Below are 16,898 nucleotides of genomic sequence, written 5' to 3'. Positions count from 1 at the left end.
TTATAGTTAATCAAGGCGAAAGACATTTCGCCTTTTTCGTTTTATAGTAAATAAAAATAATAAACATCGCCCCATCATTATGTTGTTAGAAAAAGCGAATCAACTACTTGCTGAAAACAAACTAAAAGAAGCAGAGTTTCATTTTAAAACGATTCTTGATGCTGAACCAGAAAATGGCGAAGCATTATTTGGTTTAGGGCGAATCGCTCTGCGCCTAGAACGCTATGATGCGGCAGTATATCTATTACAGCGAGCTTGCGAGCGACTGCCGCACATGCTCGAGCCACTGCATGCCTTAGCGGATGCTTTTAATGGCGTTCACTCACCGCAAGATGCAGTGACTGTACTTGAATACGCAAAATCAATTGCCAGCCATAACCCTGAACCACATTATTACCTAGCCCAACACTATTTGACTTATGGCGAACTCGATAAAGCCTATAACATCTTAAAACATGCACTAACTATGGGTAGCTACCCTGTAAAAGCTTATATTTTATTTGAGTTGGTACAGTTTGCTCGGTTTAACAACGAACAAAACTACATAAACGAACTCCACCACTTCTTAACGTTAACCGATAACGTCCGCTTAAAAATGGTCTGTTACTACGCCCTCGGCAAGAGTTACGATGTACTTGGTGATACACAACAGGCGTTTGATTATTACAAGCTTGCAAATAAGTTTCAGTCTAAATTGACGCAATTTAAAACCGCTGAGCTAGTTCCATTTTATCAACGTGTTATTGAACAAAGTCACGCCCAATTAATTGCCTCACGCGATAAAACTTTTAAAGGGACAGTTACACCAATATTCATAATTGGTATGCCACGTAGCGGCTCTACACTCATAGAGCAAATGCTAACAAGTCATAGTGACTTTGCGAGCCTCGGAGAAGATGCCAGTATCAGTAATCAGGTTGTTGCTTATATTGAACAAAAAACTCAGCGCCCCTACCCTGATTGCTTAGCTGAATTAGATCAAGGGCTCATCACCACAGCCCGAAATATTTATATTGAACGCTTAAAGCAAGCACCAGTGGTGCGCCCCTTTATGATCAATAAGCTACCTTCAAACTATCAATCACTTGGGCTAATTTATTTATTGTTTCCAAACGCTAAATTCATCAATATGCAACGGGATTACAATGCCATTGCTTGGTCGGTGTTTAGCAACTACTTCGCAGAAAATGAGCCCTACTTTTGTTCTCTACCCGAGTTTAAACAATACTATGATTTATATCAGCAGTTAATGGCACATTGGCACAACGTAATGCCAGAAGCTATTTTTGATTTAAGCTATGAGGAACTAGTGAGTGAAAGCGAACAAACATTAACAGCATTGTGTAAATTCTTAAACATTGAGTATAACAAGCAATTTTTAAATTTTTATAAATCGAAAAAACCAGTGGCAACGCTCAGTAAAACGGCTGTAAGACAGCCGCTTAACGACAAAGCAATTGATAAATATAAACGCTACGAGAGTGCTATGCACACACTTATGAATGAGCCTCAAACCAGTTCAGCAGATCAACAAACTGCTCAAAACGCGCCTGTGGGTGAGTAAGCATATTAATGTGATCATAATCGACCTTATGGCCAAACTTACGGCCATAAATGGTCATGGTTTGCTTGCCAGTGCCCGACTCTTCCATAAACTTTGCAATATCAATTGGCTGACATAGTGCTTTATCTTTGATACCCGCAACGTGCATGATAGGTGGTAGCGCTTTATCGGCTAATGCTTTGGCGTAATCAAAGCCATCATCGGTGTCGACCCAAGGTTTACGTTTAGCCCATTGCATGCTTTGGTAATGCGATTTACGGGTTTCATCATCACTGCCCCATTTCAGTTTTTTAGCCGGAACAAAGCCATGCTTACGGGCAACTAAGGGTGCCAAGCCATACCAAATTAAATTACCTTGAATATACTTACTAGGATGATGATTATACAAAGACCGTTTAGAACCAAAATAGCCGCAAGCTTTCACATCATCAATCAATTCAGGAAAACGGGCAAACACACTGTTCATCAACACCCCGCCCCATGAGTGAGCAACCCAATAACGGGCAGGCTCGCCTTCAAGCTGTTTAATTTTATCTAGAAATGCAGGAATATCTTCTAAAATGGCCTCGGTCTGACCATACTTTGCATGCTTTGAAATCGCAGGCTTACTCTCACCACGACCGCGCAAATCAGCTACATAGCAAACATAACCATGCTCAGCTAAAAATGGCGCCAAGCCTTTATTGTTGTGGGTGTAAAAGATTTTGCCATTTTCAACGGCACCATGCATAAAAAACACTGCAGGGCCTTTCGCATCAGTCTTACTGATACGACGTAAATGTAGAGTTTGGCTTTCGGCGAGTTTAATAAACACCGATTCTTGTTTAATCGTCACGTTTGACCTTTTTATTCTTATAGACTCATCGTACCAGTGTTAAATTACGCCAGTCTATTTAGCAAAGCAAGTTTGTTTTGGCGATTGCCACTCAAAATGAGAATCTCAGGCACGATGAGATTTTGATTAAATAGTAACACCAATGCAGTGCCATTATTCATTGATATGAGAAGTTCGACTTGCAGAAGCCTTTGGCTAAATTTTGATGATTTCTATGTTACGTAATTAACATATGCGGAGGAGACAGCCTTTTGCCATTCGTGGTCTTAAGTTTATCATTGAGTGTGAACAGACGTTGAGCATGACACATATCTGGATTAAAACGTTTAAAATATTAATTCGGTAACGCTCCACTAAGTGAAAACTTATAGTAGGTTAAAACGTTTGTACGCAGTGAAACCAGCCAACTGTTAATTATCCCGCTTCAGTGCCTTGTCGGTATGCAATTTATAACCAGCCATCTTTTTGCGGATCATCGCCCAATACTTCAATTGCAACAGCGCACAGATCTTCACCTAATATTTGATTGGTACCCCAACCTTTATCCCATTTAATTGCGCATTCCTCTGCAATACCACGGAAGGAATACTCTTCGTCAACTCTCAAATATTTAATCCATTTGGCAGCTTCAAGGCTTATCAATGGTCTTAATTCATCCTTAAAATCCAAACTCTTACTCCTTGCCTACTAACACCCGCATACTGGACAGATAATACTTAGCTAAAATTAGTGAAGAATGACCACCAGCCAAGCTTTAGACGTCCCACTTATAATTGCCTTGTTAGGTGAACTTTTCGACTATTTCAATAGCTCTTTGTTTTGTAAAAACACCATTAATTTCTGGATCTGTTAATTCAGCTACGTAGTCAAAAACTCCTTCCTCTTCAAAATCAACTAAATCACATAGTTGAAGAGCATCTGCGATAAAGCATAAGTGATTTTTATTTAGTTTATCTTGAATGAACAATTCACATAGCTTATTAATATCAGCAAAAGATATAACAATCTCTTCATCTTCAATGACATCGATAGTAATAGAAGAACCTTTGATATCCAATTTATTTTCATAATCTGAAAATTCAGTTAAAAACCCTCCTAGAAACACTTCTGGAGATATGTACTCATTTAATAATTTGGATAGCGATGACAGCTTCACCTTTGCTCACCTAACAGTGTATTTGTCCATTAGTATTTACACTCAAAGCCTTTGGAGTCAACTTTGGCGATGTTGTCTTTATTACCACACTCTTTAATTGCCATTTCAGTGTGATTGCGCTCATTGTATTGTTTAGCAATTGCGTCAAGGCTTAGCAAAATTACTACAGCTATCACTATTTTTTTAAATTTAGACATAAACATTCCTTTGAAAACAGACTACTTAAAACACAACGATTTTGCTCTTTTGATGGGGCATAGAGGTTCACATACCAGTTGCTTAAGACGTAAAAGGTAAAAGAACAAAGAAAAATACTATTAGTCATTTTTTATAAGCTTCCTTGTTGTTTTTAATATTCAATTAAAATACACAGAAGCTCGATTCCTTCGATTGTCTTTTACAAGATAAAGTGCTTCATCTACGTTTTTAATTATTTTTTCTAAGTATTTCAAGTTAAAAATGATTTTTGCATATCATACTTTTAATGAGGCTAAGCAAAAATATCCACCGCAAACTAACTCAGAGCAAAGATTTATTTGGTACAATCAGCCTTTGATATGGCTAACAGATAGGTTTTCCTCAATGCATTCGCGAAATCGCCACTTAAATGGCTACGACTTTACTTTGCTATGCAAAGATACTCCTGCCCTAACACCTTATATAACGCAAACGCCAGCGGGCACTGATACCATTGATTTCACCAATGCATTAGCGGTTAAAACCCTCAACCAAGCGTTATTAAAAAGCCATTATAAAATCGATTTTTGGGATTTGCCCGACAACTACCTTTGCCCACCGGTTCCTGGCAGAGTGGATTACATTCATCACTTGGCCGATTTATTAGCAAACGATAACCAAGGTCATATTCCGACGGGTAAGCAAGTAAAAGTGCTTGATGTAGGCACAGGTGCAAATGTGATTTACCCGCTTACTGGTAATCACGAATATGGCTGGCACTTCACAGGCTCCGATATTGATGCCTTGTCTGTTAAAATTGCCAAACAAATCGTGCAATTCAACCGCCTGAAAATTAATGTTAAGCAGCAAAACAACGCCAATAAAATGTTTACGGGCGTGATATCGAATAAAGATGTTTTTCACCTAACTTTATGTAACCCACCGTTTCATGCCAGCGAGCAACAGGCCAAAGCAGGCACTGAGCGTAAATGGAAAAACCTTAACAAAGCGCCACAAAAAGCACTTAATTTTGGTGGCCGCCAAAACGAGCTTTGGTGTGAGGGCGGTGAGCGCGAATTTATCACTAAAATGTGCATTGAGAGTCAAGAGTTTGCAGAGCAATGTATTTGGTTTACATCACTTGTTTCAAAGTCTGACACTTTGCCGCATATAAAAAAGTTGCTTAGCACACTTGATGTGAAAGAAGTAAGAGTTATAAAAATGGCACAAGGCCAAAAAATAAGTCGCTTTATTGCTTGGAGCTATTTTGACCAAGCTGACCGCGAAGCCATTCTTAACGAACTAGTATAAGGATAATAAGATGATCGACTTTCGTTCAGACACAGTTACAAAACCAACAGCAGCTATGCGCGCGGTCATGAATGACGCCCCAGTAGGCGACGACGTTTATGGTGACGACCCAAGCGTTAATCAACTTGAACAATTTGCTGTTGAGCGCCATGGCTTCGAAAGCGCCCTTTATTGCAGCTCTGGCACGCAAGCAAACTTACTAGCATTAATGGCGCATTGTGAACGTGGCGACGAATATATTTGTGGTCAACAAGCGCATAACTACAAATTTGAGGGTGGCGGTGCCGCTGTATTGGGTTCTATTCAACCACAACCAATTGAAAATAATGCCGATGGCAGCATAGATTTAAACAAAGTTGTGGCTGCAATTAAAGCTGATGACTTTCACTTTGCTAAAACCAAACTACTTAGCTTAGAAAACACCATTGGTGGCAAAGTTCTCCCGCTTAGTTATCTAAAAGAAGCTAGAGAGTGTGTTGATAAACATAGCCTTGCTCTGCACTTAGACGGTGCCCGCGTGTATAACGCGGCGGTTAAGTTAGGTGTTGATATCACTGAAATCACTCAGTATTTTGATTCAGTGTCTATTTGCTTATCAAAAGGACTCGGCGCGCCGGTTGGCTCACTATTATTAGGTAGCAAAGCACTGATTGATAAAGCGCGCCGCTGGCGTAAAGTACTTGGTGGTGGTATGCGCCAAGCGGGTATGCTGGCAGCTGCTGGCCAGTATGCACTTGAGCATCACGTAGCAAGGCTTGCTGAAGATCACGATAACGCGGCGTATTTAGCTGAACAGTTAAACACCTTAGCTGGTTTTGATACGTCAACTTTTCAAATCGATACCAACATTGTTTACGCAAATGTTGCCGAACATATCGATTTAAAAGCAGTGGCACATGCACTAAAAGAGCAAAATATGCTGTTTTCACCGGGTAAACCACTGCGATTAGTGACCCATTTAGGCGTCACTAAGCAAGATATTGATAGTTTTATCTCGGCATTAGCGGCCGAGATTTAACGCTTCTTTATAATGTTTGCGGCACACCGATACATATCGGTCGTTGCCGCCAATTTCTACCTGATTACCGTCTGCAATCGCATTGCCATGCTCATCGGTACGCAGTACATGGTTAGCTTTACGACCACAATGACACACTGTTTTTAACTCAATTAGTTTGTCTGCCCAGGCAAGTAGGTATTGTGAACCACTAAATAACTCGCCTCTAAAATCGTTACGTAAGCCATAACACAGCACCGGAATACCAAGCTCATCAACCACATCTGTTAATTGCATTACTTGGTCTTTTGATAAAAACTGACACTCATCAACTAAAATACAATGGCGCTTTTGCTCTGCATTTAATGATTTGATTAGCTCAAATACATCTTTATCTGCATCAAAAATATGCGCATCAGCCTGTAAACCAATACGTGAAGACACCTTGCCAACACCTGCTCTATCATCAATAGCCGCTGTTAAAATAACCGGTTCCATACCACGCTCGCGGTAGTTAAATGCAGATTGTAAAAGTGTGGTAGATTTGCCTGCATTCATTGCAGAATAATAAAAGTACAGCTGTGCCATGATGTTGCCCAAATTTTAAAGTCGCAATATGCTACCCTAATCGCGCGGCAACATCATCTATTACCTTACTCTTATTACTTGAAACCTTGTCCCAGTAAAATTGCTGTTTTATAACAAGCCTTCGTGTTTAAGTAACCACTCTTTTCTTTCAAGGCCACCCGCATAGCCTGTGAGTTTACCGTTTGCGCCAATAATCCGATGGCATGGCACAATAATACTAATGGGGTTTTTACCATTTGCAGCCCCCACTGCACGCACCGCTTTTGGGTTATTAATGGCAATTGCAATATCTTGGTAACTTCTGCTTTGTCCAAACTCAACATCAATCAGTGCACGCCATACTTGCTTTTGAAACTGGGTACCTTGGGTATCTAGCGGAACAGTAAAACGCGTACGCTCGCCGTTAAAGTATTCATTAAGCTCACTTATACATATTAAAATGGGTGTAAGGGTGTGCTCATCAACAGCCTCAGTTTGCATTGCAACCACCGGGTAAAAGCCAACGTAACTGACGCCTTTTGATGTACTTTGAATGGTAATATCGCCAATCGGGCTTGGCATAATAACTTGTTGCATACTCATAATTGTTGCCATAGTTGAAAAGTTAAATAAGAGCGAAATGGCGCACAGTGCTCGCTATTAAATTCGCTTATACCAGCGAGGGCTTTTTTAACCCCTAAGTCGCCTGCCAATAGAATATCGGGTTGGCTTTGACCGCGCAGTTTGGCGTAATTGACTGTCCATGGGCCAATGCCTTTGAGCTCTAACCAATTATCAAGCTCTTGATTATCTGGGTTTTGCTGACAATAAGCACTTAAACGCCGTAGCGCATCTTTGCGTGATTGTGGCATTTTAAAAAAGTCGAGTTCAGAATTGGCAACCCATTCAGGGCTTGGAAAATAGTGGTTATTACTTTGCTGATTAAACTCATTTACAAGCTGTGTTACTAAGTTATGAGCCGCTGTAACACTTACCTGCTGACCAAGTACCGCACGAATACCTGCTTCATACTCAGACCAAATTCCCGGCAAACGAAGTCCAACACAAAGCGGCATTGCACCTTTTAGCTCTGCATTTAAATGCTGTTCAATAGTGTGCGTGTCGGCATCTAAATCAAGCACACGACGAATGTTATGGATCACTTGCTGTAAATAGCGGGTGTTATCGATATCAATAACCACTTTAAAATGGTTTTTATGCTCAACAAAATGCGCGGTAAATTGCCCTTGGCAATATTTATCTTTAAAAGTGCGACCATAGCTCGTTGCGCTTAGCCATTCTAGACCACTAATTAAGCGGCGCTGTAAAAAGTCATGGAGTGCTTGCCAGTTATAAGGCGGCCTAAATGCTAGTGTTAAAGTTAATGTTGATGCTGGTTTTTTATCTGACTTGCGTAACTTTGACGGGGCGATATTTAACTGCTTTAAAAAAGCATCATTAAAACGACGAATACTATTAAAGCCTGCCGCAAATGCGATATCAGCTACCGACAAATCAGTTTGTTGTAATAGCTGCTTGGCAAAATTGCATTGGTTAAATAATCGATATTGGGTGATCGACAGTCCAAAATGTTGGTTAAACAAACGGCGTAAATAGCGGCTCGACACCCCTAGTCTGTCTGCTAAAACCTCGCAATCGTAGGCCTCGCCTTTATCAATCAGTTGTTTGGCACGTAATGCGGTGGTTTTAGTACCTAACCAAGCTGGGCTATTCGGAGCACTGTCTGGGCGACAGCGAATGCAGGGTCGAAAACCATCTTGCGCAGCCAAGTGCGCATATTGGTAATACTCAACGTTTTTTTCTTGTGCCGTTGGTGCAGGGCAAATTGGTCTGCAATAAATGCCTGTGCTTTTTACAGCTACAAAGAACACCCCATCAAAGCGTGGGTCGCGGCTTTGCCTTGCAGTTTGCCATTGTTGGCTAGTCATAATTATTCTCGTTACACGCTAATACCGTTAGCTTAACTGAATATTATTTTTTGACTAGCCAGTTTCGGACCTTAACTATTTTTTAATTGCGGCTAAATATCGGCGCTCAACTTCCGGCCAATTGATCACTTCGTAAAATGCCGCAATATATTCAGGACGACGATTTTGATACTTCAAGTAATATGCATGCTCCCACACATCAAGCCCTAAAATAGGCGTGTGATTTTGCATCAGTGGGCTATCTTGATTAAGGCTACTTTCAACAACCAACTGGTTATTATCATCAACACATAACCACGCCCAACCACTGCCAAAGCGGCTTACCGCTGCATTAGTAAATTGCTCTTTAAACTCATCAAAGCTACCAAATGTATCAACAATGGCTGCATTTAACTCTGCACTTGGCATACCGCCGCCATTAGGTGACATAACTTGCCAAAATAATGAGTGATTATGATGGCCACCCACATGCTCTTGCACTGCTTTTTGTAATGACTCAGGCATTGATGAAATAGTGCGGAGTAATGTTTCAGCATCTTGCTCTGAATAATGGCTGCCCTCTAGTGCAGCATTCGCTTTATTGATATAGGTTTGATGATGCAAGGTGTGATGAATTTCCATGGTTTTCGTATCAATGTGCGGTTCAAGTGCATCATAGTCATACGCTAAATCGGGTAATGTAAAAGGCATACTGATTCCTTATCGTTAATGTAATAACTGCGTTTTGTGGGGATGGTCAGCTAATAGCTGATTAATACGGTTAATGAGTGTCGGAAATGCCGATGCCATGCTGGCAAACTTAACCAGCTCATAATAGGTTTTATGATGATGGTGCAGCACCAAGGTGCGAACCTGTTGCTCTGGGTGATTCAAAAGCACACTTAATCGTTGATGAGCATGGCAAAGCCAGGTGCAGGCTTTATCGGGTTTTTGCATCACTTTAAAAGTGTCGGCAAGATTCAAAGTGGCAACAACAAATGCTGCAATGCAATGCTCTAACGAGCGAGTTACCGACTGGTTGATTGGAATATTAGAAAATTGCGCAAGAAGTGTTTCGGCGCAGCTGCTTGCAACCGTGTAATGATCACGTGCAGTAATAAGCTCGCCAGATTCAAATGCTAAGTTGCCTTGATAAATTGCACTTTGCCAAGGGGCAAGCGCATCATCAATGGCGTTTGCAGTTAAAGGTGTGTGGCGTGTTGTTTGAGTCATAAAAATCACCTGCACTTATACCAATCTTTGTATGTGTATTTAAACTACACACAGAAAAGGTTAAATGCAAATGATTTTTATTTATATTGGTATTTGTTGATTTTAAGCTATATCAAAATTACTTATTGATGCGCAAAGTCGATAAGCTCTTGGCCTGTCAGGCGGTAAATAATCCATTCGTTTTGTGGTTTAGCACCAATGCTATCGTAAAAATCAATGGCTGGTTTATTCCAATCAAGTACCACCCACTCAAAACGACCACAATCTTTTTCGAGTGCTTGCTTAGCTAGATATTGCATAATTTGCTTACCAGCACCTTTACCACGGCTATCAGCACTGACGTAAAGATCTTCTAAATACAAACCATTTTTGCCAAGCCATGTAGAGTAATTATAAAAATACACTGCAAAACCAATTGGCGTGTCGCCCTCTAAACAAATAACACTATGAGCCGTAGCACCTTCACTGAATAACGTTTTTAAAATAGCTTGCTCGTCTGTTTTAACTGCGTCGGGTTCTTTTTCGTAAATAGCAAGTTCGGTAATAAAATGTAGGATTGTTGCAGCATCACTCGCGACTGCCGGTCGAATTGTAATTGCGTTACTCACTCTGTATTCCTTTTTTACATCATTATTGTAACGCCCAGTTTATAAGGGCTTTAGTATGGTGTAAACGCCCTTTACAGAAATACACGGCATTAAAAAAGGGGCTACTAAAAGTTAGCCCCATTTTGCTTTATTTACTCATCGACTTATAAAGTACCGGCAGTACAAATAAAGTTAAGAATGTTGCACTGACCAAGCCGCCAACAATAACCGTTGCAAGTGGCTTTTGTATTTCGGCGCCTATTCCTGTGCTTAGGAGCATTGGAATTAGTCCAAGCATTGAAGTAAGCGCAGTCATTAGTACGGGTCTGAGCCGTGATACAGCCCCTTCAAATACCGCTTTATCTTTGCTATCGCCGTGACTCACTCGGTGATTAATGCTTTCAACCATCACCACACCATTCAATACAGCAACACCAAACAGCGTAATAAACCCTACAGAACTAGGTACAGATAAGTATTGCCCAGAGACATACAATGCAATCACCCCTCCAATTACAGCAAGAGGAACATTGACAAGAATAAGCACCACTTGCGATAAGTTACTAAAGGCAAAATAAAGCAATAACGCAATGAGTAACAAGGCCACTGGCACCACTATCATTAGCCGCTTTTGTGCCCGTTGTTGGTTTTCGAACTGGCCGCCAATCGCCACGCTGTAACCACTTGGTAACTCCACTTTATCAGCAATCGCAGTACGAATATCCGCAACCACAGAGCCCATATCACGCCCTTGTACATTCGCTTGAATGACTATGCGTCTTTGAACATCATCGCGACGAACTTGTGGAGCGCCAGACTCAATCTGTACATCGGCTACATCACCTACCCTAACAATGGCACCCGCGGGGGTACGCAGTCGAAGATCAGCAATCACATTTGGGTTTTGGCGATAACTTTGCGCTATACGCACATAAATATCATAGCGCTCATTGGCATTAATAATTTGCCCTGCTGATTGCCCACCAATACCGTGCTGGACTACATCCATTAAATCAGCTACCGATAAACCAAAACGCGATAACGCCAAACGGTTGGGTTTAACTATAAGCTGTGCTTCGCCGCCTATTTGCTCCATCGCGACATCTTTAGCGCCAGGTATTTGCTGAACTAGCTGCTCAATTTGTTGGCCTTTTTCACTTAAAACAGCCAAATCACTTCCGAACAACTTAATGGCCAATTGAGCCTTTACACCCGATAAAAGCTCATCTACTCGGGTTGCTATGGGTTGTGAAAAGTTAAACAAAAGCCCAGGGAATTGCTCAAGCTTGGCTTCCATTAACTGTTGCAATTCGACACGTGTTTTCGCGTTAACCCATTGCTCATGTGGCTTTAAGCCTAAATAGATTTCTATGTTGTTAACCGGTTCAGGATCGCCCCCCACTTCTGCCCGACCGATTCGGCTCAGCGCATATTCCACCTCGTTAAATTTAAGCAACATGGCTTCAAGCTTTGGAGCCACTGAGATTGCTGTTTCGAGACTTGCAGATGGAGCAAGAGTCACACGCAAGTTAATCGTGCCTTCTTCAAGTTCTGGCACAAACTCAGTACCTAGCCTTGGTAGCATAACAGCCGCTACAATCAGTAATAACCCTGCAATAGCTAAAACGCTGCGTTTAGCCTGCAATGCTTTTTGTAAAGCCCGTTGATAAAGCATATCGATAGGTTTTAGTAAGATACTTTGCTTTACTGTCACGCCCTTAGCAAATAAATAAACACACAGTGCTGGCACCACAACTAAGGCAACAATTACAGCGCTAATAATCGCAAGCATAATACTCACAGCCATTGGCTGAAATAACTTAGCCTCAACGCCTTCAAAGCTAAACAGTGGTAAAAATACCGTAAGAATAATCAAAGAGGCAAAAAAGATAGGCCGTGCGACTTCTTTTGCAGCAATTGCAACCAGCTCGGCGGGTGGCTTATGTTGATTATGCTTCATCCCTAAGTGCCTAAATACATTTTCTACCATAACAACCGAGCCATCTACCAGCATGCCGATGGCAACAGCTATACCCCCTAATGACATTAAGTTAGCCGATAAGCCAAGCCATGCCATTACACTCAGTGCTAAACCAATCGAAATAGGGATCGACAATAAAACCAAAAATGTTGCTCTTAAATCCAACAAAAATAGCGCTAATACTATGATAATAAATACAAAAGCTAAAAGCAGTGCATCAATAACTGTTTGTACCGCTTGGCTTATAAGCTCTGCTTGGTCGTAAATTGCTTTAAATTCAACCCCATTTGGCAGTGCTTGATTTATCATCTCGACACGCGCGTTAATGCCATCAATCGTTTGCTTGGTATTAGCGCCCATTCTTTTAAGCACAATACCTGTGACCACTTCACCACGATTGACTATTTCACCTTGATCATTGCGTTTAGATAAGGTGACAGCGCCTTGTCGAATTTCACTGCCAAGCTCAACATTCGCAACATCAGCCACTTTAACGACCGTACCATCAATGGTTTTGATAGGCGTTTGCGCAATTTCAGTAAGCCCTTTTTCGCCTGGGGTAAACCAACCTGTACCACGAATAACCAGCTGCTCTTGACCTCGGTTCATATACCAGCCACCCACATTGCTATTGTTAGCATCTAGTGCGTCACTAACATCTTGCTGTGTTAAGTCATAGGCTAGGAGTTTATTGGGGTTTAAGTTTACTTGATACTGCTTGACCTCACCGCCAAATGACAAAATATCGGTAACACCGTCAATAGGTAATATAAGTAATTTAACCACCCAATCATTTAAGCTACGTAGTGACATGCTATCTATGTTTGCATCAGGCTTTGCTTCAAGTAAATACTGATAAACTTGTCCAAGCCCTGATGTATTAGGGCCCATTGTAGGCATACCTACACCGTCTGGGATCAACTCTTTAGCAGACTGCAAACGTTCAAAAACCAGCTGCCTAGCAAAGTAAATATCAACACCTTCTTTGAACACCACAGTGACGCCCGATAATCCCGTTTTAGAAATAGAACGAACTTGCTCTACATCGGGTAGTGCATACATAACCGCTTCTATCGGGTATGTGATCAGCTGCTCAACTTCTTCAGCCGCCAGCCCCGGCGCTTCGGTATTAACTGCCACTTGCACATTTGTCACGTCAGGAAAGGCATCTAAATTGAGTTTTGGGATCATAAATAAACTCACAGCAATCGCTGCAAGCAAGGCCAATAGCACCAGTAAACGATTTTTTATCACCGCTTCAATTAATAAATTAAACATGCGTCACCTCTAGTGGTTATGCGGATCAAATCCGCCTTTAGCTAGCTGTGATGCAATAAAAAATGCACCTTGGGTGACAACCTCAAGTCCGGCTTCAATACCAAATACTTCGCGATAATCACCAAAACTTCTGCCAAGGGTTACTTCTTGTGCGACAAAACCACCATCGTCATCAACAACAAATAATTGCCAGTCACCATCTGCGCTGCGAGTTAAAGCATTCTCTGGTACAGCAAGTACCGCTTGCTCTGTTTCAAACTGAAAATACACATCGGCAAACATGCCCGGATGCAAACTATGCTGAGTGTTTTTTACCTCGAGCCTAACGGTTCGTGAGCGTGTTTGTTCATCAATGGTATGTGCTTCTTGAATGACTGTTGCTTGATAGCGATTACCGTTTACTTCTAACAGCGCTGTCGAGCCATTACTGATAGTACGGTCTTGATTAGCTGAAAGCTGAGCTGCAACCCAAAGCGCTGATTCATCAGCAATCAGCATCAACTCAATCCCCGAATCAACTCGCTGGCCTTGGGCGAAGTTATCGGTTAAAACAGCACCGGATGTTTGTGCAAATAAGGTATATTCGCCGAGTTTTTCAGGGCTTATAGTCAGTGTTTGAGCTATAGCTTGTTTTGATAAACCAAAGGCAACTAAGCGGCTATAAGCTACTTCATACTCGGCTTTGGCAGTCAAGATTTGCTTTTTGCTCACCGTGCCTGGTGTCATTTTAGTTAGCCGTTTTAACTCTGCTTCGGCCAATCTAAATTCAGTTTGCTGGCTGGCAACTTCGCCACTAAATAAGGTGACTAAAGAGTCACCTTTATTGACATGTTGCCCTAACAAGGCATGGCGCTTTACAACGATTGAATCAACGCGCGGTGACACCACATAACTGGCATAACCATTGGCTTTAATTTCGCCCGGTGCATATAAGGTTTGATTGTGTTTTTTCAGTACAAGGCGCTCAACCTTCATATTAGCTAGTTGCTGTTGCTGCTCAGTTAAATTGACTTCATTAGCATGCTCAGCTTGTTCATTTTCTTGATGTTCATGTGCTTCTTTCGCAGAATTATTTGTCACATACATAAAGCATACGCACAGTAATGCGTAACGCATAAAATTTCTTAAAAACATATATCGTCTCTTACTTAAAATGGGCTAAGCCCAAATAAAATCTAAAAAGGGTTTTGGATTAAGTAAGAGCTAAAATAGGTGGGCGATGTAACGGTGCTAAATCTGCTGATGTGAAGTTTAAATCGAGAGATTCAATTTTAGTAAAATAGGTATCAGCAGGCTCGGTCAATTGCAGCGAATCGACAAACACAGGGCTGTGACAAACATGACAATGGCCTTTTTCGGCTGAATCAGACAACTGTTTGCTAAGTTCGGTGTGCTCTAATTGGTGTAGCTGATGATCGCCATTGATAGCGCAATGGGCTTCAAGATCAATTTCTTCAGATAGTAGTACCGAGGTGTGATTAAACGCAGCATTATGATCGGCCACATCAAAGCTATCCAGCGTGGGCTGGAGCAATAATACGCTAATCAAAATAAAAAATGCAGCTTTCACATTGAGCCTAAAAATTAGAACTAAAAAATGGTACAACAGTGTTAAATTAACAAATCCATCAGCATTTGAACAGAAAATTATAATCTGTACACGAACAAATCATTATAAACTTTTCAATATCACAGCACGCATGGTATAAAAATAAAGCAAATCAATAACTAGGTATTTTTATGGGACACGGACACCACCATCATCACGATACAAATAACCAAAGCACCCGCCAACTCATGATGGCAGTGGTAATTAATGTGTTATTAACCGTCGCTCAGGTGATTGGCGGCCTCGTTTCTGGCAGCTTATCGTTAATTGCTGATGCGCTGCACAATTTAAGTGATGCCTCATCGTTATTCATTGCCATAATTGCCCGAAAAATAGGTGCCAAACCTGCCAATGATCGTTATCAATACGGCTATAAACGCGCTGAAATTTTAGCAACCTTATTTAACAGTTTAAGTTTAATCGTGATTGGTGGTTACCTAATTGTTGAAGCCATATCCAACTATTTAAACCCTCAGCCCATAGACGGCTGGATCATCATTTGGGTTGCAGGTTTTGCACTGGTTGTTGACCTATTCACCGCGCTTTTAACTTACAAAGCAGGTGCGAAAGACAGCATGAATATTCGTGCTGCGTTTATACATAATGTGTCTGATGCATTAGCGTCTGTGGTGGTGATCATTGCGGGTACCTTAATTATTCTTTATCAATGGTATGTTGTTGATTTAATTGCCACCATGCTGATTTCGGTATATGTCATTTACCATGGTATTTTGCTGCTAATAGCGAGCAGTAAAATTTTAATGCAGGCAGCCCCCGATAGTTTTGCGCTACCAAAAGCTATCACTGAACTTAAAGCCCAATTTGCAATCACTGATATTGATTACCTTAAAACATGGCAGATAGATGACCATCACATTCATTGTGAGCTTAAGTTTAGTGCCAAGCAAAGCATTCAAAACGATGAAATACGTCACTTTTTACATGAAAACTTTGCTATTGAAAGCTGCACCATTGAACAAGTTTTAGTGTAAATGTATCGCGTTATCATTTACAATTCAGTTTTGTTTTAACAGCAAACTGAAGGAACAAACCTTGTTGAAGTTGTGGTTACGTCGTACGCATTTATTACTTGCCTTAGTAAGCGGTTTATTTTTAATTTGTTTAAGCTTGACCGGCGCGTTGCTTATTTACGCAAAAGACATTCAATACCTTACTCAAAGCGATAAATGGACAGTAACGCCAGCACCTTCAGCACTAGATTTCGATGACCTCATCCAACACGTTTCAGCTACAACAAAACAATCCGTTACCCTGTTAATGCCAGAGCAGCGTAGTGATCTTGCTTGGCAATTACAGTTGGCCAATAACAAATATGTGAGTGTTAATCCATACAACGGTCAAGTGTTACATGGGTACGATTACTACAGTACAATTTATGGCTTTACCATGGCTTTGCACCGCTGGCTGCTTTATGAAGATGGCGATAAAAATCGCCCGCTAAGAAACTGGGTATCGGTGTGTGCGCTGATTCTTATTATTGAAATTCTGCTTGGCTTTTATATTTGGGTAAAGCCAAAAAATCGTATTAAGCGCTTGGCTATTAAGCGTAAAGCAAAGTTTAGAGTGCTGATGTATCAGCTACATACCGTTCTAGGTGTGTATTTTTTAATTCCACTCATTTTAATTGCCTACACAGGTATGGCATTTAACTGGA

At 41.1% G+C, this 16,898-nt stretch carries 18 protein-coding genes; 5 read left to right on the top strand and 13 right to left on the bottom strand.

Features of this window, described 5'->3' with window-relative positions; genetic code table 11:
- Positions 1 to 79: 79 nt before the first annotated feature.
- Positions 80 to 1,564 carry a tetratricopeptide repeat-containing sulfotransferase family protein gene (locus L1267_RS01225; RefSeq protein ID WP_235381863.1) on the top strand — a complete coding sequence of 495 codons (1,485 nt, stop codon included), beginning with the start codon at positions 80 to 82 and terminating at the stop codon, positions 1,562 to 1,564.
- Here L1267_RS01225 and L1267_RS01220 read toward each other — a convergent pair.
- The 4 genes from L1267_RS01220 to L1267_RS01205 form a co-directional block, all read right to left on the bottom strand.
- Entirely contained in the window at positions 1,497 to 2,399 is a 903-nt protein-coding gene (locus L1267_RS01220) for an alpha/beta fold hydrolase (RefSeq protein ID WP_235381862.1), read from the bottom strand. The two genes, L1267_RS01225 and L1267_RS01220, sit on opposite strands and share 68 nt — an antisense overlap.
- Before the next feature lie 447 nt (positions 2,400 to 2,846).
- Positions 2,847 to 3,068 carry a hypothetical protein gene (locus tag L1267_RS01215; protein ID WP_235381861.1) on the bottom strand — a complete coding sequence of 74 codons (222 nt, stop codon included), beginning with the start codon at positions 3,066 to 3,068 and terminating at the stop codon, positions 2,847 to 2,849.
- 112 nt (positions 3,069 to 3,180) lie between these two features.
- Positions 3,181 to 3,555 carry a hypothetical protein gene (locus tag L1267_RS01210; protein ID WP_235381860.1) on the bottom strand — a complete coding sequence of 125 codons (375 nt, stop codon included), beginning with the start codon at positions 3,553 to 3,555 and terminating at the stop codon, positions 3,181 to 3,183.
- A gap of 29 nt (positions 3,556 to 3,584) precedes the next feature.
- A complete protein-coding gene (locus L1267_RS01205) occupies positions 3,585 to 3,752 on the bottom strand; it encodes a hypothetical protein (protein ID WP_235381859.1) in 168 nt (55 codons plus the stop codon).
- A 385-nt stretch (positions 3,753 to 4,137) separates the two neighbouring features.
- Here L1267_RS01205 and rlmF point away from each other — a divergent pair, with 385 nt between their 5' ends.
- Together rlmF and ltaE are read left to right on the top strand one after the other, a co-directional pair.
- Positions 4,138 to 5,043, top strand: a complete 906-nt coding sequence (gene rlmF / locus L1267_RS01200) for a 23S rRNA (adenine(1618)-N(6))-methyltransferase RlmF (RefSeq protein WP_235381858.1) — start codon at positions 4,138 to 4,140, stop codon at positions 5,041 to 5,043.
- Between the two features lie 10 nt (positions 5,044 to 5,053).
- Positions 5,054 to 6,061: a low-specificity L-threonine aldolase gene (ltaE, locus tag L1267_RS01195; protein WP_235381857.1), complete on the top strand. Its 1,008-nt coding sequence runs from the start codon at positions 5,054 to 5,056 to the stop codon at positions 6,059 to 6,061.
- Here the strand turns inward: ltaE and L1267_RS01190 are convergent.
- The 9 genes from L1267_RS01190 to L1267_RS01150 all read right to left on the bottom strand — a co-directional run bounded on the left by L1267_RS01190 (position 6,044) and on the right by L1267_RS01150 (position 15,118).
- Entirely contained in the window at positions 6,044 to 6,628 is a 585-nt protein-coding gene (locus L1267_RS01190; RefSeq protein WP_062565567.1) for a thymidine kinase, read from the bottom strand. The genes ltaE and L1267_RS01190 overlap by 18 nt on opposite strands.
- Before the next feature lie 108 nt (positions 6,629 to 6,736).
- Positions 6,737 to 7,204, bottom strand: coding sequence for a methylated-DNA--[protein]-cysteine S-methyltransferase (locus L1267_RS01185; RefSeq protein WP_235382011.1), 468 nt, complete (start codon positions 7,202 to 7,204; stop codon positions 6,737 to 6,739).
- 2 nt (positions 7,205 to 7,206) lie between these two features.
- A complete protein-coding gene (locus L1267_RS01180; protein WP_235381856.1) occupies positions 7,207 to 8,556 on the bottom strand; it encodes a DNA-3-methyladenine glycosylase 2 family protein in 1,350 nt (449 codons plus the stop codon).
- A 75-nt stretch (positions 8,557 to 8,631) separates the two neighbouring features.
- The gene (locus tag L1267_RS01175; RefSeq protein ID WP_235381855.1) at positions 8,632 to 9,246 is read right to left on the bottom strand and encodes a superoxide dismutase; all 615 of its coding nucleotides are present in this window, start codon (positions 9,244 to 9,246) and stop codon (positions 8,632 to 8,634) included.
- Positions 9,247 to 9,261: 15 nt separating this feature from the next.
- A complete protein-coding gene (locus L1267_RS01170; RefSeq protein ID WP_235381854.1) occupies positions 9,262 to 9,768 on the bottom strand; it encodes a hypothetical protein in 507 nt (168 codons plus the stop codon).
- 122 nt (positions 9,769 to 9,890) lie between these two features.
- Positions 9,891 to 10,376: a GNAT family N-acetyltransferase gene (locus L1267_RS01165; RefSeq protein WP_054552102.1), complete on the bottom strand. Its 486-nt coding sequence runs from the start codon at positions 10,374 to 10,376 to the stop codon at positions 9,891 to 9,893.
- A gap of 127 nt (positions 10,377 to 10,503) precedes the next feature.
- Positions 10,504 to 13,614, bottom strand: a complete 3,111-nt coding sequence (locus L1267_RS01160) for an efflux RND transporter permease subunit (protein ID WP_235381852.1) — start codon at positions 13,612 to 13,614, stop codon at positions 10,504 to 10,506.
- A gap of 9 nt (positions 13,615 to 13,623) precedes the next feature.
- The gene (locus L1267_RS01155; RefSeq protein WP_235381851.1) at positions 13,624 to 14,748 is read right to left on the bottom strand and encodes an efflux RND transporter periplasmic adaptor subunit; all 1,125 of its coding nucleotides are present in this window, start codon (positions 14,746 to 14,748) and stop codon (positions 13,624 to 13,626) included.
- Between the two features lie 58 nt (positions 14,749 to 14,806).
- Complete coding sequence (locus L1267_RS01150; RefSeq protein ID WP_171040418.1) at positions 14,807 to 15,118, bottom strand: hypothetical protein; 312 nt, start codon at positions 15,116 to 15,118, stop codon at positions 14,807 to 14,809.
- A 236-nt stretch (positions 15,119 to 15,354) separates the two neighbouring features.
- On the opposite strand from L1267_RS01150, the gene L1267_RS01145 reads away from it, so the two are divergent.
- Together L1267_RS01145 and L1267_RS01140 are read left to right on the top strand one after the other, a co-directional pair.
- Positions 15,355 to 16,215 (top strand): cation diffusion facilitator family transporter, encoded by an 861-nt coding sequence (locus L1267_RS01145; RefSeq protein ID WP_235381849.1) that lies wholly within the window; start codon positions 15,355 to 15,357, stop codon positions 16,213 to 16,215.
- Between the two features lie 64 nt (positions 16,216 to 16,279).
- Positions 16,280 to 16,898 (top strand): PepSY-associated TM helix domain-containing protein (locus L1267_RS01140; protein WP_235381847.1); only part of this gene is annotated, 619 nt, incomplete at its 3' end.

Origin of the sequence: Pseudoalteromonas sp. OFAV1, from assembly GCF_021532595.1 — a bacterium.
GTDB lineage: Bacteria > Pseudomonadota > Gammaproteobacteria > Enterobacterales > Alteromonadaceae > Pseudoalteromonas > Pseudoalteromonas lipolytica_C.
This window is presented reverse-complemented; position numbering and strand designations above follow the sequence as displayed.

Coding starts and splice junctions, on each gene's coding strand:
- L1267_RS01225 (WP_235381863.1), top strand. CDS start 80: ATGTTGTTAGAAAAAGCGAATCAACTACTTGCTGAAAACAAACTAAAA.
- L1267_RS01205 (WP_235381859.1), bottom strand. CDS start 3,752: ATGTCTAAATTTAAAAAAATAGTGATAGCTGTAGTAATTTTGCTAAGC.
- rlmF (WP_235381858.1), top strand. CDS start 4,138: ATGCATTCGCGAAATCGCCACTTAAATGGCTACGACTTTACTTTGCTA.
- ltaE (WP_235381857.1), top strand. CDS start 5,054: ATGATCGACTTTCGTTCAGACACAGTTACAAAACCAACAGCAGCTATG.
- L1267_RS01190 (WP_062565567.1), bottom strand. CDS start 6,628: ATGGCACAGCTGTACTTTTATTATTCTGCAATGAATGCAGGCAAATCT.
- L1267_RS01185 (WP_235382011.1), bottom strand. CDS start 7,204: ATGCAACAAGTTATTATGCCAAGCCCGATTGGCGATATTACCATTCAA.
- L1267_RS01180 (WP_235381856.1), bottom strand. CDS start 8,556: ATGACTAGCCAACAATGGCAAACTGCAAGGCAAAGCCGCGACCCACGC.
- L1267_RS01175 (WP_235381855.1), bottom strand. CDS start 9,246: ATGCCTTTTACATTACCCGATTTAGCGTATGACTATGATGCACTTGAA.
- L1267_RS01170 (WP_235381854.1), bottom strand. CDS start 9,768: ATGACTCAAACAACACGCCACACACCTTTAACTGCAAACGCCATTGAT.
- L1267_RS01160 (WP_235381852.1), bottom strand. CDS start 13,614: ATGTTTAATTTATTAATTGAAGCGGTGATAAAAAATCGTTTACTGGTG.
- L1267_RS01155 (WP_235381851.1), bottom strand. CDS start 14,748: ATGTTTTTAAGAAATTTTATGCGTTACGCATTACTGTGCGTATGCTTT.
- L1267_RS01145 (WP_235381849.1), top strand. CDS start 15,355: ATGGGACACGGACACCACCATCATCACGATACAAATAACCAAAGCACC.